This window comes from Cytobacillus praedii, assembly GCF_001439605.1.
GTDB classification, from domain to species: domain Bacteria; phylum Bacillota; class Bacilli; order Bacillales; family Cytobacillaceae; genus Cytobacillus; species Cytobacillus praedii.
The window spans coordinates 68,611-92,987 of record NZ_LMBX01000006.1 but is presented as its reverse complement, the minus strand read 5'-3'; the positions used below and the strand labels follow the sequence as shown (position 1 = coordinate 92,987).

General features: G+C 36.7%; 23 protein-coding genes. 7 read left to right on the top strand and 16 right to left on the bottom strand.

What is annotated here, in order from left to right; all coding sequences use genetic code 11:
- Window positions 1-2: 2 nt before the first annotated feature.
- The 5 genes from ASU02_RS08555 to ASU02_RS08535 all read right to left on the bottom strand — a co-directional run bounded on the left by ASU02_RS08555 (window position 3) and on the right by ASU02_RS08535 (window position 5,842).
- Window positions 3-1,139 carry a glycerate kinase gene (locus ASU02_RS08555; protein ID WP_057763008.1) on the bottom strand — a complete coding sequence of 379 codons (1,137 nt, stop codon included), beginning with the start codon at window positions 1,137-1,139 and terminating at the stop codon, window positions 3-5.
- A gap of 51 nt (window positions 1,140-1,190) precedes the next feature.
- Window positions 1,191-2,120: a D-2-hydroxyacid dehydrogenase gene (locus ASU02_RS08550; protein ID WP_057763007.1), complete on the bottom strand. Its 930-nt coding sequence runs from the start codon at window positions 2,118-2,120 to the stop codon at window positions 1,191-1,193.
- A gap of 970 nt (window positions 2,121-3,090) precedes the next feature.
- Window positions 3,091-3,672, bottom strand: coding sequence for a putative ABC transporter permease (locus ASU02_RS08545; protein ID WP_057763006.1), 582 nt, complete (start codon window positions 3,670-3,672; stop codon window positions 3,091-3,093).
- Window positions 3,673-3,845: 173 nt separating this feature from the next.
- A complete protein-coding gene (locus ASU02_RS08540) occupies window positions 3,846-4,331 on the bottom strand; it encodes a hypothetical protein (RefSeq protein WP_057763005.1) in 486 nt (161 codons plus the stop codon).
- 281 nt (window positions 4,332-4,612) lie between these two features.
- Complete coding sequence (locus ASU02_RS08535) at window positions 4,613-5,842, bottom strand: DUF438 domain-containing protein (RefSeq protein ID WP_057763004.1); 1,230 nt, start codon at window positions 5,840-5,842, stop codon at window positions 4,613-4,615.
- 216 nt (window positions 5,843-6,058) lie between these two features.
- Here ASU02_RS08535 and ASU02_RS08530 point away from each other — a divergent pair, with 216 nt between their 5' ends.
- Complete coding sequence (locus ASU02_RS08530) at window positions 6,059-6,496, top strand: DUF6376 family protein (protein ID WP_057763003.1); 438 nt, start codon at window positions 6,059-6,061, stop codon at window positions 6,494-6,496.
- Window positions 6,497-6,532: 36 nt separating this feature from the next.
- On the opposite strand, the gene ASU02_RS08525 is transcribed toward ASU02_RS08530, so the two are convergent.
- Window positions 6,533-8,485: a GTP-binding protein gene (locus ASU02_RS08525; RefSeq protein ID WP_057763001.1), complete on the bottom strand. Its 1,953-nt coding sequence runs from the start codon at window positions 8,483-8,485 to the stop codon at window positions 6,533-6,535.
- Between the two features lie 147 nt (window positions 8,486-8,632).
- On the opposite strand from ASU02_RS08525, the gene ASU02_RS08520 reads away from it, so the two are divergent.
- Entirely contained in the window at window positions 8,633-9,136 is a 504-nt protein-coding gene (locus ASU02_RS08520) for a DinB family protein (RefSeq protein WP_057763000.1), read from the top strand.
- 262 nt (window positions 9,137-9,398) lie between these two features.
- Here ASU02_RS08520 and ASU02_RS08515 read toward each other — a convergent pair whose 3' ends face one another.
- A complete protein-coding gene (locus ASU02_RS08515) occupies window positions 9,399-10,334 on the bottom strand; it encodes an SDR family NAD(P)-dependent oxidoreductase (protein WP_057762998.1) in 936 nt (311 codons plus the stop codon).
- A 93-nt stretch (window positions 10,335-10,427) separates the two neighbouring features.
- Entirely contained in the window at window positions 10,428-11,000 is a 573-nt protein-coding gene (locus ASU02_RS08510) for a TetR/AcrR family transcriptional regulator (RefSeq protein WP_057762996.1), read from the bottom strand.
- A gap of 220 nt (window positions 11,001-11,220) precedes the next feature.
- Between ASU02_RS08510 and ASU02_RS08505 the strand changes: the two genes are divergently transcribed.
- Entirely contained in the window at window positions 11,221-11,991 is a 771-nt protein-coding gene (locus tag ASU02_RS08505) for a hypothetical protein (RefSeq protein ID WP_057762994.1), read from the top strand.
- A gap of 108 nt (window positions 11,992-12,099) precedes the next feature.
- Window positions 12,100-13,221, top strand: coding sequence for a glycosyl hydrolase family 18 protein (locus ASU02_RS08500; RefSeq protein WP_057762992.1), 1,122 nt, complete (start codon window positions 12,100-12,102; stop codon window positions 13,219-13,221).
- A gap of 308 nt (window positions 13,222-13,529) precedes the next feature.
- On the opposite strand, the gene ASU02_RS08495 is transcribed toward ASU02_RS08500, so the two are convergent.
- The gene (locus tag ASU02_RS08495) at window positions 13,530-14,330 is read right to left on the bottom strand and encodes an RDD family protein (protein ID WP_057762990.1); all 801 of its coding nucleotides are present in this window, start codon (window positions 14,328-14,330) and stop codon (window positions 13,530-13,532) included.
- Window positions 14,331-14,457: 127 nt separating this feature from the next.
- Here ASU02_RS08495 and ASU02_RS08490 point away from each other — a divergent pair, with 127 nt between their 5' ends.
- Window positions 14,458-15,438, top strand: coding sequence for a stage II sporulation protein M (locus ASU02_RS08490; RefSeq protein WP_057762989.1), 981 nt, complete (start codon window positions 14,458-14,460; stop codon window positions 15,436-15,438).
- On the opposite strand, the gene ASU02_RS08485 is transcribed toward ASU02_RS08490, so the two are convergent.
- The 6 genes from ASU02_RS08485 to shc all read right to left on the bottom strand — a co-directional run bounded on the left by ASU02_RS08485 (window position 15,416) and on the right by shc (window position 22,403).
- Entirely contained in the window at window positions 15,416-16,774 is a 1,359-nt protein-coding gene (locus tag ASU02_RS08485) for a DUF58 domain-containing protein (protein ID WP_057762987.1), read from the bottom strand. The two genes, ASU02_RS08490 and ASU02_RS08485, sit on opposite strands and share 23 nt — an antisense overlap.
- Window positions 16,725-17,654 (bottom strand): AAA family ATPase, encoded by a 930-nt coding sequence (locus ASU02_RS08480; protein ID WP_057762985.1) that lies wholly within the window; start codon window positions 17,652-17,654, stop codon window positions 16,725-16,727. The genes ASU02_RS08485 and ASU02_RS08480 overlap by 50 nt, the downstream gene beginning before the upstream one ends.
- Window positions 17,651-18,790, bottom strand: a complete 1,140-nt coding sequence (locus ASU02_RS08475) for a DUF4350 domain-containing protein (RefSeq protein WP_057762983.1) — start codon at window positions 18,788-18,790, stop codon at window positions 17,651-17,653. The genes ASU02_RS08480 and ASU02_RS08475 overlap by 4 nt, the downstream gene beginning before the upstream one ends.
- Before the next feature lie 8 nt (window positions 18,791-18,798).
- A complete protein-coding gene (locus tag ASU02_RS08470) occupies window positions 18,799-19,455 on the bottom strand; it encodes a DUF4129 domain-containing protein (RefSeq protein WP_057762981.1) in 657 nt (218 codons plus the stop codon).
- Between the two features lie 16 nt (window positions 19,456-19,471).
- Complete coding sequence (locus tag ASU02_RS08465) at window positions 19,472-20,380, bottom strand: hypothetical protein (protein WP_057762980.1); 909 nt, start codon at window positions 20,378-20,380, stop codon at window positions 19,472-19,474.
- Between the two features lie 127 nt (window positions 20,381-20,507).
- A complete protein-coding gene (gene shc, locus ASU02_RS08460) occupies window positions 20,508-22,403 on the bottom strand; it encodes a squalene--hopene cyclase (protein WP_408607260.1) in 1,896 nt (631 codons plus the stop codon).
- A gap of 80 nt (window positions 22,404-22,483) precedes the next feature.
- Between shc and ASU02_RS08455 the strand changes: the two genes are divergently transcribed.
- Both ASU02_RS08455 and ASU02_RS27295 read left to right on the top strand, forming a co-directional pair.
- Entirely contained in the window at window positions 22,484-23,629 is a 1,146-nt protein-coding gene (locus ASU02_RS08455; protein ID WP_057763139.1) for a DUF2515 domain-containing protein, read from the top strand.
- Window positions 23,541-24,020, top strand: a complete 480-nt coding sequence (locus ASU02_RS27295) for a CBO0543 family protein (protein ID WP_332307633.1) — start codon at window positions 23,541-23,543, stop codon at window positions 24,018-24,020. The genes ASU02_RS08455 and ASU02_RS27295 overlap by 89 nt, the downstream gene beginning before the upstream one ends.
- Window positions 24,021-24,038: 18 nt before the next feature.
- On the opposite strand, the gene ASU02_RS08450 is transcribed toward ASU02_RS27295, so the two are convergent.
- On the bottom strand, window positions 24,039-24,368 hold the full coding sequence (locus ASU02_RS08450) for a rhodanese-like domain-containing protein (protein ID WP_057762978.1): 330 nt from the start codon (window positions 24,366-24,368) through the stop codon (window positions 24,039-24,041).
- Between the last annotated feature and the right edge of the window lie 9 nt (window positions 24,369-24,377).

Genomic DNA, 24,377 nt, shown 5'->3' with positions numbered 1-24,377 from the left:
TATTAGAATGATACACCCTTAAGTAATCTCATTATTTGCTCAGTACGCTCAATCGTCCATTTTTCAGAGCTTGCCATAGCCGTTTCAAGTGAATATGGACCTGGTACGATGGAAAATGCGCTGTTAATTCCAAGCTCGTTTATTTGATTTCCGTTTAATTGTAAGCTTCCGCATAATGCAATAACTGGAATTTGCTGCTTTTTTGCATATTTACTGACCCCAGTGATTACTTTTCCTGAAAAAGTTTGGCTATCAAGTTTTCCCTCACCCGTTATGATAAGGTTCGCCTTTTCTATTCTTTCTTCAAATTGAATCGATTCCATTACAACATCAATTCCAGATCGTATTTCAGCCTGTAAAAAGGCAGATAATGCGGCACCCATTCCACCAGCCGCTCCCCCTCCAACAATCTGGCTGACATCCATCTTTTTTTGCTTCTGAACAATTTTACTATAATGTAATAATGCTTGGTCCAGATTAATTACGTCGCTGGCAGAAGCGCCTTTTTGCGGACCGAAAATGGCTGAAGCTCCATTCGGACCACATAATGGATTCGTTACATCACTTGCAATTAAAATGGAAGATTCTTTAATGCGCGGATCTAGTCCTGCATCATCAATAAATGCCAAATTTATTAAAGCTTCCCCACCTTCAGCTAGTTCGTGTCCATCATTTGAGAAAAATCTTACCCCTAATGCTTTTAGCATCCCGGTGCCTCCATCATTTGTTGCACTTCCACCGAGGCCAATAATAAACTTACGATAGTTTCTATCGAGTGCATGCTTGATAAGCTCGCCTGTTCCATAAGTAGTTGCCAACAAGGGGTTTCTTTCGTCTTCCGATAATAGTGTAAGACCAGATGCTTGAGCCATCTCTATTACTGCTGTCTTTTGATCAGATAGTAATCCAATTGAAGCCAGTACTGGTTTTCCTAATGGTCCCTTTACTTCAACTTCTATGAAAGTACCTCTGGAAGCTAAGACGAGTGTTTCCATTGTCCCCTCCCCGCCATCCGCTAAAGGAAGTTCGATTACATCAGCTTCCGGAAAAACATGTTGCACACCTGTTTTTACAGCGGTACAAATCTCACGGGCTGTGATTGCGCCCTTAAAGGAATCAGGTGCAACGACTATTTTCACTGAAATACCTCCTTTATGCTCTACGGATAAAATATACCTTAAACTAGAAATCTAATACCCCTTTGAAACATCAACTTGATTAAGCAATTTCTCTTTTTTTTCAATGATCCTAAATGTGTCAATAAAACATGAAATTGCTTCATTCAGATCTGTTACCGCTGAAATATGAGGAGTGATAATGAGGTCATCTCTTCCCCATAATGCTGAGTCATTTGGAAGAGGTTCAGCAGTAAGTACGTCTAATACTGCGCACCTTATTTTTCCTGTATTCAACCCCTCTATCATTGCACTTTCATCAACTGTCGCCCCCCTGCCGACATTAATAAAAGCAGCTCCTTTAAAGTGGTTAAATATCTCGTCATCTATAAGTTTCATTGTTTCCTTTGTCAAAGGCAGTGTACTTATAACCCAATCTGCAAGTGTTAATAATGAACCCGCAGAAGCAGGTTTCGTGATCTCTTTGAAAAACTCCTTTTGCTTTCCACTTTGAGATACGCCATAAACGGTCGCGCCAAACCGATGAAATGTCTTTGCAACTGCTTGTCCAATTTCTCCTGAACCAAAAATAACAATTGTTAAATCCTTCACCATTTTTGGTGTCTTTGTCGCCCATTCCTTTTCGACTTGTTTTTCCTTAAAATACTTATGAAATTGGAGATCACTTAACACATAGCTCAAGCAATACTCACTAATTCTTTCACCAAAAGAGCAAATGGTACGAGTAAGAAGAGTATCCTCCTTCCATCCATCAACTTCTAGAAAGTTATTTACGCCTGCATTAAAGGAATGAACCCATTTTAAATTTGAAGGATTGAAGTTAGAACACGGTTTAGATCCAACATATGCATCTGCCCACGATAAATCATCTAAAGTTATTTCATCTACAGGAATAAATCGGAAATTTAGAGATTCATCATTGGTTATTTGTTTTTGAAAAAGTTCTTCATATTTTCCAGCAACAAGAATATTTTTAATGTCCATCAGAATTCCTCCAAATCATTTTGAGCGAAATAGGACACAACAAGTAGATTTATACTTTTTGTTGTCCCTTATTATTAACTACTGTCATTACATTCCGAAAAACGATAGAATTGCTTTAATTACTTGTAAACTCTTGCTTCACTATTTAACTGAAGCTATAACATGTTATTTCAATGGCATAAGCATAAGGCGGATTGTCTGAATTGTTTTTTTATTTAACAATCGATAACTATCATATCATTTCATTTTAACTTGAATAATCTAGGGACGTTCCACTTGTTTTTAAGCGTTAAGCAAACAGAAAATACACAGGCATTCGCATGGAAAATATCATGGATGGAGCTTGCTCTTATATAAGAATCGGGTACAATGACTAGAATGATAGAGATGGACTCCCCTAGTTTTTTAATTCTTCTTTAGTTATAGAATAGTAATCATAACCTTCGAAATAATCATATTGCTTATCAATATTTTGTAATGAATATGATTTTATTAAGTATATGAACAGAAGCAATGTTTTCAGTGTGGACAGTTGTGACTATACGGTCTAATTTTATTACATTAAAACCATAGTCTATCAATGCCTTTACTTGCTGGAAACTTAATAATATAGTTCAATTTCTTTTTCATTTAAATCGTAAGGTCCCAATCCACAATATCCGATAAAAGTATTGGAATCCCTAATAGTTATTCCAAAATTGAATGGGCACTTGTAAACATGTCCATGGCACCCCAATTCATCATTCATTCGCAAATAGAAATTGTAATCTATATTCCAATTATTGAAATAACTTATTTTCATAAATAAATATACCATAATTTGTATGAATGGTAGTTAGTTCAATGGAAAATTAGGGACTAATCACTAATCGTTTACTAGTATTACAATAGATAAAGCTCCTTCAATAAAATAGAAAATACCTAGTACGAACTAGGTATTGCTGTTTTATATGAACTGGAGAGTTGTGAATTATTGAATATGATTGCTAATCGAATGAGTGAGGGCGGTATGCCTCCTGAAAGCTATTATTAATTCTGCAATAAAGTATAGAACTGCGATTGGCCAAATCAAATTCCATACTGGCTCTACTCTTTCATAGAATCCAGCGATTTCAGGATGAATGAATTTTAAACATACAAAGGATAAAGCAACCCAGCAGATTGAAAAAGGAAGACAAATATGGCCATGCAACTGAAGTGGAAGGCTTGAATAATCCCACCATTGCCTGTTAAAGAACTTTTGTAGCAGTACCCCACTTACATATTCAACAAAAGTTGGGATTAGGAAGCATAGAAGGATGACAATCATCCAATTCGTTTCGGGTGTGACTAAATAAACCAGCAGCAATGGAGCAAAACCATACATAGGTTTAAAAGGACCAAAGAAAAAGTTTGGTTTGAAAAATTTACGGTTGATGATGAGGTTATAACAGTTCTCTAATAGCCAGCCCATAAGAGAATAAATAGTAAAAAAATAAATGATCAAAGCTGCTTCATTCATTAATCCCATTTGTGGAAAATGAAGAACAATATCATTTAAAAAAATGCTCATTTATGAATCTACCTCCACCTAAAATGATTTCTCACTATAGGATTTGCAGGCAATTATATATATATACTAATATTTAGTTCTTTTACATTTTTTTAATAGCCTAAAAACATATCAGCAAAAAAATGCAGTGTGTTTGGATTTTGGACTACACTTAGTGTAAATTAACGCCACACCTAGCTTATCCAAATTTCTTTGGACTCTTTTATTTGCCATTCTCCATCTTTATAGTGAACTATACATTCAACACCAATCGCTCCTTTCCCAGACCGAAATTTAGAACCTTCAAATAAAATAGTATGGTTGAATTTAAAATCGACTTTCTCAATTCTTAAAAGTACACCATCCAATGTCATAGTAATGGGATTATAGTATCCCTTCTCCTCTAGTTCCCCGAAAGTGGCATCCATTGTTATTACTTTATATTTTTCTTTGAAAAAATTTAAAATTTCTCTTTTTTGCTCATTATTTAATTCTTCAAAATTACTCATGTCAATTGCTATAAATTCCATATCACGACTCAACGCTGGATCTTTTTCCATTATGGAGTTTAATACAATCGTGTAAATTTCCCCTAAGTGGTCTTTTGAATTTTCTCCGTTATTACATGCTGTAAGAAGAAATGTAATGATAAAAAGAGTTAATATCCATTTAATCTTCAAATAAATCCCCCTTTATATTTTATTCAAAAAAGTTTAGCGATTAATGTACACAAGAACATTCATTTGCAATCGTTATATGATGAGTTTCAAATCATGCTTTATCTTTAATTATACCAACTTTCTTAATAGTGAATGCCTATATCTCTTTTCATCGGAAGGATAACTAACAGCATAGCAAAAAGGTCCTATTCTTTTGAGAATGGGACCTCTGATTATAACTTAAATTATGCATTTGTATTATTTTCCCGAATCCGGTACAAAAACTTTACTTGAATCCTATCCTACGATAAGATTCGTTTTTCCCCATTAATTGCCTGAATCGGGTCAATATTTTGAGTAAATTCCAGTGTACCTACATATTCCCCTTTTTCATCCCGGACAGCAAAATAGCGAATGTATACATATTTATCTCGGAACTTAATATAGAAATCTTCCTGGTCCTTTATGCCGGATTTAAAGTCTGCTAATAGTTCCTCCACTACATGAACACTTCTTGGCGGATGGCAGTTTTGGACGGTTCGTCCGATGACTGCTTTTGTACGTGCAAAGATTCTTTCTTTCCCATGTGAGAAGTAGCGGACGACATCTTCCTGATCAATGAATGTAATATCAACAGGCAGATGATTGAGAAGCAGCTCAAGCTGTTTTAAGGATAGTAAGCCTGTCTCCATTTTTATATATCCATCGGAAACGGCTTTCTCACTAATTTCATTTCTGTCAGGCTTCCACTCTCCAGCAGGGCCAGTTAAACAAAAGCCAATTTCATCACTTTCACGAGCTATTTTCACCCATTCATCCTCTGTTAAGTTTTGCAAGGCCATTGGGAACAAGATGTTTTCTTCTCGATAAATCATATTAATGACTTCTTGAATGATAAAGTTGACGACTCCTGCAACAGCCTGCTTATCCCCATCATAATTTGTTAATTTTTGCTTTGCTTCTTTAATGGAATCACGGATAAAATCATCAATCCTCCACATATTGTTGGTCGGCCCATAAATGCCGTACTTTTCTAAATAAGGGAATATTAAATTTTCCTTTCGGCTATAATGCTTATCAATATCCAGTAAAAGATTGCAATCTTCTAGTAATTGATAGACATTTTCTTCAGAATCATCTTTAATAAATTGCTCAAAATGTGCCTGAACCTTTGTCTTTATAAGCTTGTCAATTTCTTTGTTTTCCAATATAAATGTATGGACCGGATGACCGGGTTCATCCTCTGGATGCTTGCTTCGAGGTGTCACTTCAATTGAATCTCTGAAAATCTCTGTGTGCAAAGAATATAATCGCTGAATTTCTTCTACCGGTAATTCGTTGTCTAGCATTTCTTCGTGTTTCAGCTGAGAGATTTCCTCAACAGTTACCTTCCCGAGAAATGCATCGAAATGCGCTTTCACTTCCTTCACGTTTTTACCATTATAAAGATCTTTAAATATTTGCCTCAAGACAGTCAGACGTTCTGTATGGTTATTGGATGGCTGTTCACGGTTATTAATGAATTCACTCATTCTGATTCTCCTTCATTTCATATCATAAAAACAATATAAGTGATAATGCTTCTCGTGAATAAAATACCATTAATCTAAACGAGGGATTGTGATTCATATCATGGAAAGGGAAAATATCTGCTATTGAATGACTTTGAGTAAGGAAACTTGAAACTTTATCCGTGCTGAGCCGTAAAGTAATTGTAGAGAACGACAATAAGTATGAGGAGAATCATAATGAAAAAACTTTTTTTATCACTTACTGTACTCGTATTGTTTATGTTAAGTGGGTGTTCGTTCTTGGGGGAAGTCAATGATTCATTAGAGTATGCCAACAAGGCGACAGATCATATAAACACATTAAAAGATTTTGCTGAAACAGCACCGCAGATGATACAAGATGCCGCTGCGAATGGAGAATCAAAAGAGGAATTAGAAAATCAAATAAAAACGCTCATTGAAAAAATGGAAAAATTTAATGCAATTGATCCTCCAGCAATAGCCGAAGATATCCACCGACAGCTTGTTGAAAAGAATATGATCATTATCGAGGAAATGAATCAGGTAATGTCTGACGGTGAAATTATATTGGATCAATTGGAATCTACAGAGATATTTACTACCATCAATGAGTTTACAGCATTATTAAATCAATTGAATGAATTAGGATTATAAATGAGCTCCACCAAAAGGTGAAGCTCATTTTTATATTTATAAACAATGCATTAATTCCTCCGCCTCATCCCATGGGACTGAATAACCTTGTCCCTTTGAACAAAAGATGGAGGAAGAAGTGTATGCAGGATCAGCATTCTTATCGTAATCAATTTTTTCTATTACGTCTTTTTTATTATGACAGCGTTCATAGCCTGCAAACCGAAGACTTATCGTACCTTTTCCATGTGTGAAAGCAGCCAGCTGTGTACTATAGTTCATGAAGGTTGCTACAGGTACTGTTCCTGTTAGAATCACCTTATTTCCTTCGGTTAGAGGTGGTTCGAATTTGCCAGATGCTGTTTGAATATCTGCTAATACACGTCCCATCTGATCGATATCTACTTTGATCTTATACTGATAAATGGGTTCGAGTAAAATGTTTGAGGCTTTTTCAAGGCCTTGTCGTAAAGCCCGATAGGCAGCCTCCCTAAAATCGCCGCCAGATGTATGTTTATTATGGGCTCTGCCAGTTAACAATGTTATCTTCACATCAGTAAGAGGGGATCCAGTTAAAAGACCATTATGTTCTCTTTCAAATAAATGCTGTTCAATTACGTTTTGGTTCCCTATAGTCAAATCGTCAGCATGACAAGCATTACAGAAGGTAATTCCGCTATTTCTTTCGCCGGGCTCTAATTTAAGATGTACTTCAGCATAATGCCCTAAAGGCTCGAAATGTCCGTAGCCTACAGCAGATGTATCAATTGTTTCTTTATATAGGATCTCTGGCTCCTCAAAAGAAACTTTTAACTGAAACCGTTCTAAAACTACTTGTTCTAATACCTCAAGCTGAATGGTCCCCATGACATGAATATGTATCTGCTGCAGACTTTCTTCCCATATTACATTTAATGAAGGATCTTCTGCATCCAATATTTTGAAGAAGCGCAATGCTTCTTTTATATTTACAGATGGTTCGAAATTAACTTTGGATCTTAGTGTTGGTACCATTTCAAAATCAACGGTCTCGGTCTTTTCACCAATGTAATTCCCTATAGTTGTCATTGATAACCCTGTAACAGCGAAAAGTTCGCCAGCATTAACATGATCGACTGTTTTATATTTATTCCCGCCATAAACGCGTATTTGGGTGACTTTTTCTGAAATCTCATGTTGACCATTCCAGTATCTTACTTCATCTCGAACTTTCATGCTGCCGCTTAATGCCTTAATAAAAGAGATTCTTGTTCCATTCTCATCGTGCCGAATTTTATAGACACGTCCTGAGAAGGGTGCTTCAGGCGCATAATCCGTAACTGTTAATTGATTAAATACCTCTAGAAAATGATCGATTCCAATATCCTGAAGTGCTGATCCGCTTCCACAGAGGAAAAGTTGGTTTTGATTAATCATTTCCTGTAGTGTCTTTAGCCATAAATCTTTTTGATATCCGGTTTCCATGTATTGCTCTAAAAGATGCTCATTACGCTCAGCTGCAAATTCAATGAATTCCTCATCCATCTCACCATCATTAAAGGAGTCTGTTATTAAAAAGATATCCTTTGTTAGGTTAAGTTTAATCTCCTCAAGCACACTTTCCACATTTGCTCCAACACGATCTGTCTTGTTGATAAAGAAAAATGTAGGCACTTGATACCTTCTTAAAAGCGTCCAGACGGTTTCCGTATGTCCTTCAATTCCTTCTACCGCACTAATGATAATGATGGCATAATCCATCACTTGAATAGCTCGCTCCATTTCAGGAGAAAAATCGACGTGGCCCGGTGTATCAATTAGAAAATAGGTTGAATTTTGATAACTGAATATGGCCTGATCTGCAAAAACGGTAATTCCACGTTGCCGTTCTATTTCATGGCTATCTAGAAATGCGTCCTTATGATCCACTCTGCCTCTTTGTTTAATACTTTTTGTATGATAAAGAATCTGTTCAGAAAATGTTGTTTTTCCAGCATCCACATGTGCTAATATTCCGATCGTTTTATTCATTCTATACCCTTTCTGCTTTGGAATTGTTCCATTCCATTATAACAAATGCTCTTTTCCTGTGAAAAATGTAAAATTCCCGTGAATAAGAAGGATTTAATATGTAAAAGAAGAATAAGGAATGGTATTCAATTTAAGGAGGACTTAAAAATGTATCATACAATTGAAGAATTTACGAATGAATGGAATCATGAAGCCAATTTAACTCAGAAGGTTTTGGATCATCTCACAGATGAATCCTTATCATTGAAAGCTACTCCAGAGTATCGCACATTAGGCAGTTTAGCATGGCATCTCGTTACGTCCCTTCATGAAATGCTTTCACGGACAGGACTTGATTTTGTTGGTGCAGAGCATGAAGCTATCGTGCCAGTAAGTGCTAAGGAAATTGCTGACAGCTACCGCACTGCAAGCGATAATATGATTGCTGCAATGAAAAAACAATGGACAGATCACACATTAAATGATCTTGATGATATGTATGGAGAGAAATGGCCGAAAAGCCTTACTTTATCTGTTCTGAACTCACATCAAATTCATCACAGAGGTCAATTAACTGTTTTAATGCGTCTAGCAGGTCTAAGAGTACCAGGCATGTATGGTCCTTCACGGGAAGAATGGGCAGAGGCTGGAATGGAAGCACCTACGAATTAAAACTTAATGAATCGAATCTGTCAAAATATAAAAGGAATATATATTTGAAAGAACAGCTTTAGAAGTTCAATGGGATGATATAGATACATCAAAGGGATATGGAAAGGTTATCTTTTATATCCCTTTATCTTTAATCAGTGCTGAACATCAAGTGAATAATATGGAATATAAAAAGGGCAAAATTCCTTGTATTAGAAATTCACCCGATTGTTTAAATATAAAACAATTTAACTTTTTCAACTTCTTTTGATAAAAATGTTCCCTATACTTTCTCATTCATCCAATTTATTGTTTTCTTAATTCCATCACTATACGTCGTCCACGGTAGGGTTCCAATTTTTTCTTCATACTTTTTACCGCTCAAAATTACCGGTTCCTTTGTTAAGTACATCATCTCTACCATCTCCCTCATAAATGGCTGAAACATTCCTAGGAAGAAAATCATTTTATTTGACACAATTCTAATCGACTTTTTATATCCTAGCTCCTTACGTAAAATCTCAATAATTTCTTCACCCGTTATCGGATGCGCTGATGGGATATTCCAGCTTTGATTGTAAGTATCCTTTCTAGAAGCTAGCTCCACCATCGCCTTTGCACCATCAAAAGTAAAAATAAACTCTCGTGCTACCTTGAGATCACCAACAAAATTTGCAGATTTGTTTTGAACTACATTTTTGAGAGTTTCATGAAGGATCGTACTTTCTGCGTTAGGTCCGTACAAATCTGGCATATGGACAATTAAATAAGGAACGTTATTTCTCTTCAATGTTTGTTCCATTGCAAGTCTGATTTTACCCTTTTTTGTATGTGGTTCTTTCTTGGCATCTTCACTTATTTCTAATTTGGTGTGCCTCCCATAAGCATAAATATTATCCACTAAGGCAATTTTTGCTTGTTGTATCTTAGCAACCCGAACCAAAGTTTCCATGCACAATGGATGTTTCTTATCCCAATCTTGATAAGGAAAACTAACTGCATGAAAGATTACATCCACGCCATTCGCTGCCTCGAGTACCTCCTTTTCCACTAATGCATCCCCTGAAAAAATAGTTATCCTTGATTCATGCTGATAAAGTGAATGTAATTTTTCTTTTCCTCTAGCAAAAGCAACTACATTCACCCCTCGATTATTCAATTCACGAACTAATGCATAGCCTATTCCACCCGACGCACCTAGTACTAATGCTTTTTCCATAAATATCTTCCTCTCCTTATTATTAACCACTGGTCAAATAATACAAAAAAAAATAAATACAAACTCTAAATCAGAATATGATTTAGAGCAGTTCTATCCATTTAATCCTTTTACTATAAAATTTACATGTAACTTAGCAGCTGGCTTTGCTTCGTTAAAATTTTCAACATATCCACGGTAATGAGAGACAAAACCATGAAGTGCTATAAATGCAGACCATATATCTATTATCTCATGTTTTTTCTCGGACAAGGATTGGACTGTTTGGGCAAACTTTTGATAACTAAGGTTGGCTGCTGCTTGAGATAAACTATCTACCTCCGTATTTCTTACCATAAACATAATTTCATACTGGCTTTGATGGTTTAAACCAAACTCAATAAAACGAATAAAAACGTTATAGAGCTTTGTTGTGTTATCCTCAGGACCTTGAATGGATTCATCCAACAAGTTGTTTAGTTCAGAAAAGTCATCTTCTACAATCGCATAAAACAGTTCAGCTTTATTTTTAAAGTGGTAATAAATCGCTCCATGACTGCAGTCTAGCTGTTTTGCAATGCTTCGCATGGAAACATGATGAAACCCCTGTTTTACAAACTGAGTTCGTGCTTTTTGCAAGATGCTCTCTCTTGTCAGTTCTTGAGAAGTGGTTTTACGCGGGGACATCCTTTCAGCTCCTTTATTGACCATTGGTTAATAATAATTATAACACTTATTTGTTCGATATAAAAGTAGTCTCCTGTATCTTTAATTACCTATTAAAAAAATAAACATAATGCATAACATTAAATTTAACAAGTTTTGTTCCCAATTCGAGCCTATAGGGGTAGATATTTCTTTTATAAATACCTAAAATGGTACAATAACCATGAAAGGATGTGTAAGTATGGCGATTACATTACCGCATATTGAAGATGCCAACCGGACTGCTTATCTTCCGCCAAAGGGAGAATTTGAACAATTTACAGATGAATCCCACTATGCTGAAAAGGTTCGTGAATGGGGATTATCATCTACCAAAGAAGTAAAGAAGGAATTCTGGTACAAGGAAAGAGATCATCAGCGCCTTGTTACCATTAAAGGGTATGAGACATACGGGCAAGGTGGAGAATTTAATACGATCATTGTCGAATTCCAGGATGGGAACCTAAGCTGTATTCATCCTGCTTATCTAAAGGAAATGCAGGCATCAAGCTTTGGGAAAGTATCATTTTCTAATGTGGCAGAACCATCCTCTGCACCAGTGCAAAAAAGCGAAAAAGTAAATGCACCTAAACAAACGGCTGTAAAAAAAGATGAAGCACCAAAAAAAGAAAAACAAGCAAAAATTCAATTACCAGAGGAAAAGGTACATTTCACTGGGACGGTTAAGCAATTTGCTTTAAGCTGGAACCATTTTAATGAAGAAAATGATGAAGTCGTCGTTCTTGAAAACGTTGTGATTGAACAGGAAAATCCAATTGAAGTGGGACTTGCCTGGTGTGCTCACTCAAAAACCTTGAAGAAATTTGAACTTGCTCCAGGTGAAAAACTTGAATTCGACGGAAAAATCGTAAAGAAGAAATTGCCTAATGGTAAAGATGTTGAAGAGGAATTCATTGTAGGTGATCCAGTTTTATACAAAGTAAATAATCCATCAAAAATGAAAAAAAGCTAAAAGAATGACCATATTCTTTTAGCTTTTTTGCTTGAAATTACCACCTCTCCTCCCTTCCCTTTTTTGTTACACTTTTAAGGTTGAAGGATTATATGGAGGGATTAATGGATGAAAAAAATATATCTGCTGCTTGCGATCCTATTCATTTTTTCAGGAGGATTTGTGGCAGGCTCTTTATTTTCAGTAAAAAATAATTCGTCAGACCTATTGGACATCGGTCAAATTCCTCAGTCTTCGAAAGCATTAGAACAAAAGGCGCTGCCTAAGTTAGAACACTCAGCATCCAACTTGCTGATTGGCTATGTTCAGGATTTTCGGGATCCGTCTGTGGTAAATTACAATCAATTAACCCATGTGATTTTTTCATTTGCTCATCCGACGAAAGATGGAAATGTATTATTAAATGGTGACACTGCGTTAGAGCATTTACGAACAATGGTCTCGAAAGCCCATCAAAATAACTCGAAAGCAATACTAGCCGTTGGTGGCTGGTTTCATATGAATGGCGGAGAATCATATGATTATTTTAAAGTTGCAATTGCTGCTCCTCTTGCACGTACAAAGCTTGTTAAAGAACTTATGAATTTAACTGAAAATGAGAATTTAGATGGCATTGATATTGATTTTGAACATCCTCGTTCACAGGAAGATGCAGTGAACCTCAATGCTTTTATTCAAGAATTAAGCTCGAAGCTTCACCTTCAGGGAAAGGAACTTTCCATCGCTGTACATTCAAAGATTCATAGTGTAACTGGAACTGAGCTTGGTTTTGTTGTGTACGAGCCTTCTATGTTTCAGTATGTTGATCATGTAAACATTATGGCGTATGACGGCCAATGGGATGGCGGATATAATGCGGCAAATTTATCCCCCTATCCGTTTACTGAGAATATCGTAAATTATTGGACGACACTTTTTGATAAACACAATATATCAAAAGAAAAGCTTGTACTTGGGGTTCCTTTCTATGCACAACCGGAGGATCCAAAAAGTAAACAAGTTTCCTATGAGGCACTTATAAAAAATGATCCTGACAATGCAGGCAAAGATTCTGTAAAATTGAATGGGACTACCTATTTTTATAATGGAGCAGAAACGATTCAAAAGAAAACAAAACTCGCACTTACTAATGGCTTTGGCGGCATGATGATATGGGAAGTGGGGCTAGATGCCAAGGGTGTGTATAGTTTGACAGCAGCAATTTCAGAGGAAATGAAGGAAATTAAGTAATTAGCAAGATTAACTTATTTAAGTATGTTCTTTTGGGGAGGTAATTATAAAAGCGATGAAATAACTTGCTGAAAAATTCGAACATAAATGTCTATGAATTTGCTACATTTGTATAAAGAAATTATGTTCGGACACGTATTCACTTGTTTTCACAAAATCTGTCTGATGTAGCCTCAAGTTTGGACATCCTAGTTTATAATCTATAATTCTGCTAAACTTGTCTAAAGCCAAAAACAGGGAACGAACCTATTTATGGTTTCGTCCCCTGTTTTCTTTTCGATTAGACACTCAGTTTATTTGTGTTCACTCTACAACTCAAATTCCCATTCTTCTTTTAACAGCAAGTAAAGGATTAATAAAGTATCTTCAATTTCACGCCCGCTTTTTCCCTCTAATTGGAGTCCGGCCTTATTGAAGAGGATTTCAGCCACTTGAATAGTAAGTTCATTTCTTTCTTCTAAAGGCAATTGTGCAAATCGGCTGCAATACGTTTTAACCAAGTTCCATTCTTTCGCGCCTAATGTTTTCAAAGTCCATTCTTCTATTTGCAGCTCTTCTTTTGTAAGACCCCTTTTTACAATTTCCCGTTCAATCGCAGTCAGTTTCTTTTTCTTCTTAGCTTTTCGCTCATGAACAACAATCGTCCCTGCGACAAGATCGCCAATCCGCTTATGTTTTGAATGGAAAAAGATCATAATCAGCCCAAGAAAATAATTGGCTGGCAAGGAGTCAATGATTCGGAGCAGATTCCGGATAAAACTAGAAAGCAATGTTAAACTATGTCCATTATCCTGTATGACCCGAATCCCAATCAGTTTCTTTCCAATCGTTTTTCCGCCTGAAAAAAATTCGAAGACAAAGAAATAGCCCCAGTTAATGAGAAATATGACAATAATGGTAATCGCTAATGGAAGTGAACTCATCTCCAAAAGCATAATATCTGCTGTTCCATACATAAAAAAGAAAAAAGCAATGATGATTAGTATATTTACAACCATTAAGATCAACTGATCAATGATAAATGCAGCCGTTCGACTGCCTAAACCAGCAAGCTGAAATTGAAGGGAGACAAATTCAGGTGTTTTAATCCCCACATTTTCTTGATTCATTTAGTTTCCCTCTCTTCTGTTGTTGAATTTAGCTAAAGCGGTTTCTATTTTTCTACAAAATTACTATAATAAGGAGATAGAAACATGTTCCCATTATTAAAAAGTCATCACTAAAGAAGGTGTTAATTTGAATATTAAACAATTTGTTAAGCAGCATCGGGAGGAATGGAAGCAGCTGGAACAGCTCGTGACCACCCTCCATAAAAGGAGAAATCGCATTGCTGGTAAAGATATAGATCAGTTTCATCGGCTCTATCAAAAGGCAGCACAAAATCTGTCATACTGCCAAACATACTTTCCAACGGAAGAAGTCACACCATACTTAAATGGTCTGGTTTCAAAATCACATAATTTATTATATAAAGACCAAGTTTCAAGCTTGAAGCAGATTCGTTATTTTTTTAGTACGAAATTTATTGGTTTATTAGTAGAGCAATGGAAGTTTGTCCTTGCCGCGATGATTTTATTTACACTCGGTGCTGCAGGAAGCTTCATTTCTGTTGTCAATGATCCATTGCATATGTATGCCATCCTGCCGCCAGAGATAGCTCAAGGAGTCGATCCCAGTGCATTAGGATCAAGTGATGGAGAAGTTGATTCTTCATTCATGTCTGCAAGCATAATGACAAATAATATTCAAGTGGCCATCTTAGCTTTTGCTGGCGGCGTGACATTTGGTCTTTTGACCGTTTATTTATTAATTTATAATGGCATCCTTGTAGGTGCACTCGCAGCACTCTTTTGGCATCATGGAAAATCGTATGATTTTTGGGCTTACATCGTGCCTCATGGGATGATTGAGCTTACTGCCATTTTTATTGCAGGCGGAGCAGGTTTATTAATGGGCTATAAGCTCTTTGTCCCTGGTAAGTTTTCAAGAGGATACCAATTAAAGGAGCAAGCAAAACGGTCAGTCCAGCTGCTGCTCGGTACTATCCCGCTCTTTGTCATCGCTGGAATCATTGAAGGATTTATTACCCCGGCAGCCATTTCGTTAGAAGCTAAATATATCGTTGCCTTTATAACTGTTATTGGTCTAGTCCTCTATGTTGTGATTGGAAAGCTTCTACTCTTGAAAAAAAGACCTACAGCAGATTTCGATTCATAATATCAATATAGGAAGATACTGCTGCTGTTGCTAATCTTTCTTCCCGGGCCTCTATCATTTGGAGGCCTTGTTTTTCCCACTTGATCTTTTCTTTTTTCTTAAAAAGCATTTGCTGCTGGGCAATGCTTTTTATCATGGCCATCTGTGTATTTTCTGGCTGCATCTGAATTCTCTTCTGGAGTGTCTGATCTTCAATTCCTATCATGAGAAACAAATGCCTCTGTCTAATTCTTTTTAAATAGGAAAACGCACTTTCCTCATGCAGGAATGTACGAACATCACTGAATAATAGGATAAAACTGCGCTTCTTCTGCATCGTTTCTAAATAATGCAATACAGCAGCGTAATTCGATTCCGCAGCATCCACTTCGATGCTGTATACAGCCTGGAGAATGGTTTGCAAGTGTGCCATCCCTTTACCTGCTGGAACAAACACTTTTACATCCTTTGAAAAAGCAAGAACAGATACGTAATCCCCTTTTTGCAGAGCTGCTGCTGCAACGGTGATGGCGGCTTCTAATGATTTTTCTAAACGGTTTCCTTTTTTCAGTTCCGCTCCCATCATTCTGCCGCAATCAATTAAAATCGTCACATGCTTTCCATGCTCTGGTTCATATTCATTTGTCATCACTTCCCGGAGCTTTGCTGTTTGCCTCCAGTTGATATTGCGCGGATCATCACCGACGACATACGATCGGATTTTGGCAAACTCACCGACACCGCTTTGCTGCTTTCGGATTTTTACTCCTTCATACAGTAAAAATTTTTGCGCATTCTCCAAGTATTGCTTCGTTTCAGTTAAATCTGGAATCACTTTTACACTGTCATACTGTTCAATTGTGATCTGTTTTTCCCATAACCCTAAAGGGCTTGAATACCGAAAATAGATCTTATCGATCCTGTAGTCTCCCCTTACTGGTGCAATCACTTCATATGCAGCAAGAACGGTTGATTGCATAGAAACACTCCCTTTTAGCGGGAATTGCTGAATAAACGATTGAGGGATTCCATCAATTAACCGAAACGATAATGAATACGGCGAGTTATTCTTTATTTCAATTTTAACTTGATAAGCAATGCCTCTTTCCATTTCTGCAGGAGCAATCCTTTTAAAAGAAAGCTCCTTCTTATTTGCTGAAAACAGCAAATCTAATAGACTTGCAATCAATATGAGAATGTTCATTGTAAGTAAAAACGTCCAAGAAATGTCCCAAATGGATACAATGATTAAAGCGATAGATAGGAGGGTGAAAAGCCATAATAAACGTTTTGTTGGTAGAACCCCTCTACCTTGGAACAGGAATCGAGCCCACAAGCTCTTCAATGATCTGGTCAACAGTCAATCCCTCCAATTCCACATGTGGGGAAAGTTGAATGCGATGTCTTAATGCAGGTTTGGCAACCATTTTTATATCATCTGGTGTCACATAATCACGACCAGAAAGGTACGCCCATGCTTGAGCCGCTTTACCAATGGAAATGGCTGCTCTCGTACTCGCACCGAAACGAATTGATTCAGCCTCTCTTGTCTTTCTGACCAGCTGCATAATATAATCGATTACTTGATCTTCCAATGTTACACTTTCAATCTCTTTCTTAATTACTAAAAAAGTGTCCATATCAAGAATGGATGCAAGCGTTTGTTTATCGAATTTATTTTCAACTACTTGCTTAAGGACATTTTTTTCCTCATCAAAAGATGGAAAATCAATGTGAAGCTTGAACAGAAATCGATCCTGCTGTGCTTCAGGCAATGGATACGTCCCTTCAAATTCGATGGGATTTTGTGTGGCCACAACGAAAAATATATCAGACAATGGATAGGTTTCGCCTTGTATCGTAACTTGTTTTTCTTCCATCGCTTCAAGAAGGGCTGCTTGTGTCTTTGCAGGTGTACGGTTAATTTCATCAGCTAATAGGATGTTTGTAAAAACGGGACCCTTTATTGTTTGAAACGTATTATCCTTCATATTGTAAATGGTACTTCCAGTAATATCACTTGGAAGCAAGTCTGGGGTAAATTGAATTCTGCTAAAGTCTCCTCCAAGAAGAGCAGCGAGTGTTCTGACCATCTGTGTTTTGCCTGTACCTGGTACGCCTTCTAAAAGGACATGCCCCCCTGCTAAAATAGCAGATAAAAGGAGTCTAAGATTTGTATGCTGACCTAAAATTCGTTCCTCGTATTTTTCCAATAAATTTGTTATTTCTGTCTTCAAGATTCCTCCACCTCTTTCCTTAAACGGTCAAGCTTTTTCGACCAAAGCAAGTATTCTTGCTTGTTTACATTTTCTTTTTGCAGGATTGTAATAAGCTCATTTAAAAATGATTTAATCTCGTGAGCAGGTATGTTTGTCCACTTTCGTTCTAATGGAGCAGAAAGATCCTTCCATTCTTTACTGACTGGAATTCCCCATCGTTCCTGGAGCAAAAGCTTTACATACTCAGCTTGAAATAATAATGATTCATGGTATCGTCTGCCTCTAATGTACCAGGCAGACAAGGCACGAATGCCTTCATCACTGAATCGGACGCTTTCTTCCCGTGGAATAAAAATCGGTCCAAATCGCCTTCCGCGTGACATTAGCCAAAGAATGGCAATGAGTGCACTTTGCAGGAATAAAAGTAAAAACCATTTAGGATACAATGTCAAAAATGTGGAACTGTTTTCCGCACCATGAACAAATTCATCATATAAGAGACTAGTATTTTCTTCTTCATTTAGTAAAGAAAGAATGAGAGGAAGATGATCAGCACTTAAAATACTTCCATTTATTATCCATTCAGGCGAGTTAGAAACGATCAATTGACCTTTGCCATATGATCGTTTGATGGCAAGGACTCCAGCTTCATCTTCTAGCAAGATTTTATCTTTTTCGTTTGTTTGAAGACGGACAGGTGAATACAGATCCGCACGGTAATCAGTACCACTATTGTCATTTACAACTAAATCCTCGCCCGAATAAGTATTAGAGTCTATATGCTCAATTTCTATATCAAACATTCCTTTTGGATTCGTGTGAAACAAAAGTATGGTATTCCCTTTTTCCATAAACTCCAAATACGCTTCCATTTCTTCCTTTTCAGGAAAAAAATAAGGCTCGACCATTAGGAGCAAATTCTTTTCGCCGCTTTTAGGCAGGTGCTCAGGTGAATGAGACCATCTTTTCACTTCTTTTTTATCCTTTAAATATGTATAGAATGCTTTAACTCCAGTTGGTGAAGGGGAATCAGACACAAAATTTGGATATGGTTTTGGCTGTTTGGAAAAACTGAAATAACTAATGAGTATAAATAGAATAAGAAGAATAACTAGCCAAATCCATGGTCGTCTCTTTTCAAAAGTCTTTTGCAAATTAGCTGCTACCTCCTTTCTTCTCTTAATTCACGAATCTCCTCTAAACTTGCAAGCCATTTCATTGCAGTAGTATGAAATTGTGAATACTCCTCTTTATGAACAATGTGCTTTCCATATGTTACTTCATCAAATAATCGTGCAAGGTGATAAAATTGGTCAGCCCATTCTTGATTTACTTTTCGAAGCTCATCATAATACTCCCAGTTTGTCTTCCAAATTCGGGCGACAAGCCATTCTTTTTCATGAAAGTAGAGGAGCAATGCTAAAAATAAATGGCGGGTTGCTAATGTATATTCTCCACTCGTTTCGTGCTTTTGTGATTCAGAGAAATGTCTTTTAAAAGACCAATCTATTTCGTTTATAGATTGTAATGGCTTATGATCACCAAGCATTCGGTTTCTTTTTCTATTTCGAAAGATAAAAAAAGCAACAACGCCGAGTAATATGATCATAATAACAATGATTCCAATGAGAATTGGCCCTGCAGCAGAACTGGTGGGAGCAAAGGATGGGAACAAATCTGCTAACAAATCGGCAAACCACTCCTTCACCTTTTCCCACCACCTGGCAATCAATCCTTTCGAATCATCGTAATAAGCCTGATATTCGCGTTCCTTAAGTATCTCCTCAAGCTCATCTCTTGCCTGGCTATCCTTCAACATTGATCGTCACCTTTTATTAAGACTTGTAATCTTCAATCATATCTTTAATATCATCAGCATCATGTCTTGTTTTCAAATCAAGATACATGACTGCGTATCCAACAGTGAATAGCATAGTTGTCACAATGGTTGCTAAATTGACAATGATGGATAACAGGACGCTATTCCCTAAGAAAATCCCAAAGGTGAGTTCAATTGCACTGCTAATGGTCGCTATAATGATATAAAAAATAATATAAAGCCCCATAAGCAGCCATGTACGCTTCTTTGTAAGACTCCAGCTTCGTGATAAGCCAGGAGATTCTCGGTCTAGAACGACTGAGCCAAAATAAAAGCTCCAGCGAGTCAATAGGTATCCAATGCCAACAGCAAAACCTAAAAATAATAAAATGGCCAAAATAATCCCGATTGCAGGATGTATGATTGCTCCAAAAACACCAGTTAAACTAATCATAAGAATGGGTACGATAATTAATCCAAACGTAATTAATCCAAATAAAATCGTGCTCCAAAAAATTGGCCAAAAACGTGAAAATGCTTCTTTTATTACTGAGCCTACTGTATATTCCTCGTTTTTTCGAATATGATTGATCGCGAAAAGAACAGCTGCTTCAGCAACTGGGAATAATATGATTCCAAATAAACCAGTCAATATTAGTGCAATATCCGCACCAATTGAACTGTCAAGCGGGATAGCTGTTTCATCAAAACTCATGAGAATCTGCTCAAACCACATTTCCCCGCTTCCCAGTTCTCTGAAAAAGCTAACACCTGATAAAAGCTGAATAAGTGCTTGCAATAAATAAATAGGTCCCATTAATATAAGTAAAATCAAGAAAAAGTCTTTAAAGCGATTTTTACTTAAGCTGAATGTATGATCTAATATCTCACCAAAGGTTTTGGGCTTATTGAATTTTGTATCCAATAGTTGGAATCCTCCTTATTAAAATTATAGTCATATCGCCTATTTTAACATTTTTCTGGCATTTGTAGTGTAAAAACTTGTAAATGGAAATGAAGCTAGGATAATGAGAGACAAAAGATAGGTTCAATTAATGTGTAAGATATTTATTTTGATAATGTGCGAATGCAAGTAAAGGAAAAATAAAGCGGTAACTGTGGTAATGAATATAAAAGTCACCTGCCATTCCCTGCCCCTTGGGGTAATCTGTTGTCCAGTCTTTTTGATGGAGTTGATTCAATAAAAAATTTATTCCAGCATTGATTGCTTTTGTTGGTTTATTAGAGACTGCAATTAAAGCATCCACCGCCCATGCAGTATGAGTGAGCGTACTTGCTTTTAATGGGATATAGACTTGTTTACTATCACTTTTACATGATTCTCCCCAGCCGCCATCTGGATTTTGAATAGAACATAGCCAATTGTTTGCAGCTTTAATGGAATGATGATTCTCTCTTACAGCTGCTGAACGAAGTCCGGTTACAGCTGCCCATGTTCCATATATATAACAAATCCCCCACCGTCCATACCAGGAGCCATCCCTTTCTTGATTATGAAGGAGCCAATTCATTCCTTCTTTTATTGCTTTATGATTTTTTGATAGATTTGTATAGGAGCATAGAAATTCCAACGTTCTTCCTGTTAAATCTGCTGAAGATGGGTCAGTCAGCAGAAAATCTGCCTTATCAATCGGCAGAATGCCTACTAGCTTGCTATTCGTATTCCTTTCAAATGCTGGCCATCCTCCATCATTGTTCTGCATGGATAGAGTCCACAGAACTCCTCTCTCCCATGATTGACGGTAAGCCGGTGTACTTAGTACATTTCTTGTAATTGCCCGTAAAGAAGCCGTTGTATCGTCCACATCAGGATGAAGCATATTATTGTTTGCAAACCCCCAGCCTCCTGGAGAGCTAGAAGGATTATGAATGATCCAATCCCCGTATTTATAATGCTGCTGACTGATCAAATAATTGTTGGCTCGATCTGCCATTTGATGTTTTGGCGAGACCCCAGCTTCCTGAAGAGCATAGCTAATTAAGGAAGTATTCCAAACAGAAGCATTTGTATATTGTATATGGATCAAACCATTTATTTCACATTGCATAGACTTTAGCCCTTTAACTGCCCGGATTATGATAGGATCCTTTTTCGAATAACCCAATGACAGCAAGGCAAATATCATTAAAAAGGTAGAGCTAAAGTAGCCAAGGAATGTACCATCCGGTTCAATACGCGCAAGCATATATTGTTTTGTCTGTTCCGTTGCTAGTTTATGTATATAGCTTGGCATCCCCATTAGACTTTTGATTCCTTTCTCAATCGTGGCACATAAAGAACGCCAATCTTCTGTGTTATTAAAATGAAAGGAATCCCTATTGTAGTCCATCTTGCGGGTATATAAATCAGACAAATCTGGACTGTTTTCCAGACGAATTTGATATTTTCGATTGGCTAAAATCATGATTGGAGCCATATTTGCCCTTCCAAACACGGAAAAACTATAAAAATTTATTGGGAATGTCGGCGGAAGCAATATTAGTTCTAAGGGCAGCGGGAAGCGTGCGGGCCATTTCAGCTGACCAGTCATGGCAAGCATGAGTTTTGCAAGTAGATGAGCGCTGTCTAAACCGCCGTTTGCTACTATATACTGTCTTGCCTTTTTAATCAGCGGATCCTTTTTGCTGTAATATCCAGAATAAAGGAGTGCATAATATGCCTCTATGGTAGCCGTAATATTCCCCTCTCCTTCATCATAATAAAGCTTCCATGCTCCGTTTTTCTCCTGCTTACTTATTATTCGCTCAGTTAATTGTATGATTAAGTTTTCATCATGAATTTCTAATGTTCTTAATAAAATGATCATATAACAATCAGTGGATATTCCTGTTTCAAATGGATAATCCCATGAACCAGTAGGCGATTGATCCTTTTTCAGCTTTTCAATCAGCTGGTTTATCCCAGCACTGATGCGGCTCTTCATCATCTGTATTCTCTCCCTGCTTTTTAATATATACAAATACATATTCAACATTTGCAGGAACCATTCATTAGGGGGTGGTGAACATCTTTTGTAAGCTTAAGAAACCGGAAAAACATCAACTTTCTGAACGGCTGCTTAAAATAAAAAAGGAGCTGAAAAAAAGGGCTAAAAAACAAAAAACCACAGAGGAACTATCCCTTAGAGAGAATGCTTTTATTCAAGAAATCAAAAGGGAAACTAATCGTTTAAATCAAAATAATGTAACTAGAACCAAAGCATATCTTGCCTTTTTTAATCGGCATCCAGAAATCCACTGGGCTTTTTTAGGTCATATGGTGTCAAGAAACGGTGGATGGAATATGTCAGACTTGAAGGGTGGGATTCTATCAAAGTTATTAACAGGCAAAGAAGCGAAGTCGTTTTTTTCATTTTTAGAACGGGGAAATTGGCTGATTTTTCAAGATGCTTTTCCACAATTCTTGCTCTATGAAGCAAGTTTAAATAGTGGAAGAAATCTTTTTCACTTCTTGCCCTATTTAAACGTTTCTATGTTCATGGAAGTTATCTGGAATGATTTTTGGACGGAACGGGATATGTATCTGTTGACGATGGCTTTAATCGTGAATGAACAAAGCTATTTGGAGGCAAGAGTTTTACAAAACGCTGCTTTTAAAAAGAAGGTATTTAATACATTGGAATTCAAGCTGCATGAGTTTCTATCTATGAATCATATTCTTTTTCCCTATTCATTTAATGGCAGCTTAAAGCTCGTTGGACAAACATTACGTCATTTTGAAAGTTTGCATGAGCGAATTTTACTTGGTAAACGATTATATCATCTTCTTTTTAATCATAATAAACGATTTGAAATGACTGTCAACTGGGCTAATGAGCACCCGCATACGGGTTCGCGAATGGATTACTGGCCTCATTTCTTCCATGAAGTGGATGAAGGAGTTCCTGGGAGAATTCTGAAGCAACGGATTAAATCATGTCAAATTATCCCGGGTTCAGCGCGTATCTATAGTCCTCGTTTAGAATTTGCGTGGAAAAATCAAACCCATCCTTGTGCAGAAATAGGTGATTGGTATAAGGATGCAAGAGTCATCAATTACTTAACCCATGTAGAAGAAATAATAGATGGAGAGATTGAAAATGACTATTGTAAAACACTTGAAAGGCTCGAACTTGCGGTTATCACGAAAAAAGCCATTTCTTTTCGTGATTAAAAGCATAATGAATTTCCTTCCAATTATCCTGTTTTCTTCTTTATACGGAACATACTTAGACCTTTATTTTGTTGGCAGAGGTCTTTATTCTTTTCCAGCAAGACCATGGCCCGAAATTTTCTCTATACATATTTTTTTTTCACTCATTGGCCTCCCATTACTGACAGTATTTTTCTTAATTGTGTGCAGTAAGTTGAAATGTTGGGAAAAAGCGATATTTATTCTGGCTTTCAGCCTGATCATGGCTGTTTTTGAAAAACAATCTGAAGCATTCGGATTGTTTATGCACCATCATTCTTGGAAACATTTATATTCGTTCATTGGTTATAGCATCTTTTTTACAACGATACTCTCTCTTAATCAGTTCAGTAAGTATATAAAAAAGAAGTAAGCGGTCATTATTAACCGCTTACTTTGTATCTTTATATTCCTTCCATGCAGTAATTCCGCCCTCAAGCAAGGTTACGCTGTAGTCTTTTTTAGCTAAAATCTCTGCACATTTCCTAGCGGAGTTTCCAGTTGTACAGGTGATAATTATTTCTTTATCCTTTGGCAAGCTAGAAATTGCCTCGCTATCATTTTCATTAAAAATATGTGTTTTTTCAATGTTTACACTATGTATATGTTGTTCTTTGATATGATAATGATTGTATTTTTCTTCTGCTCTAACATCGAGAATAAATACCTCTTCATTTTTCTGCAATCTGTTACTTAGTTCAACTGGCTTAATTGTTTTCATATGAAATCG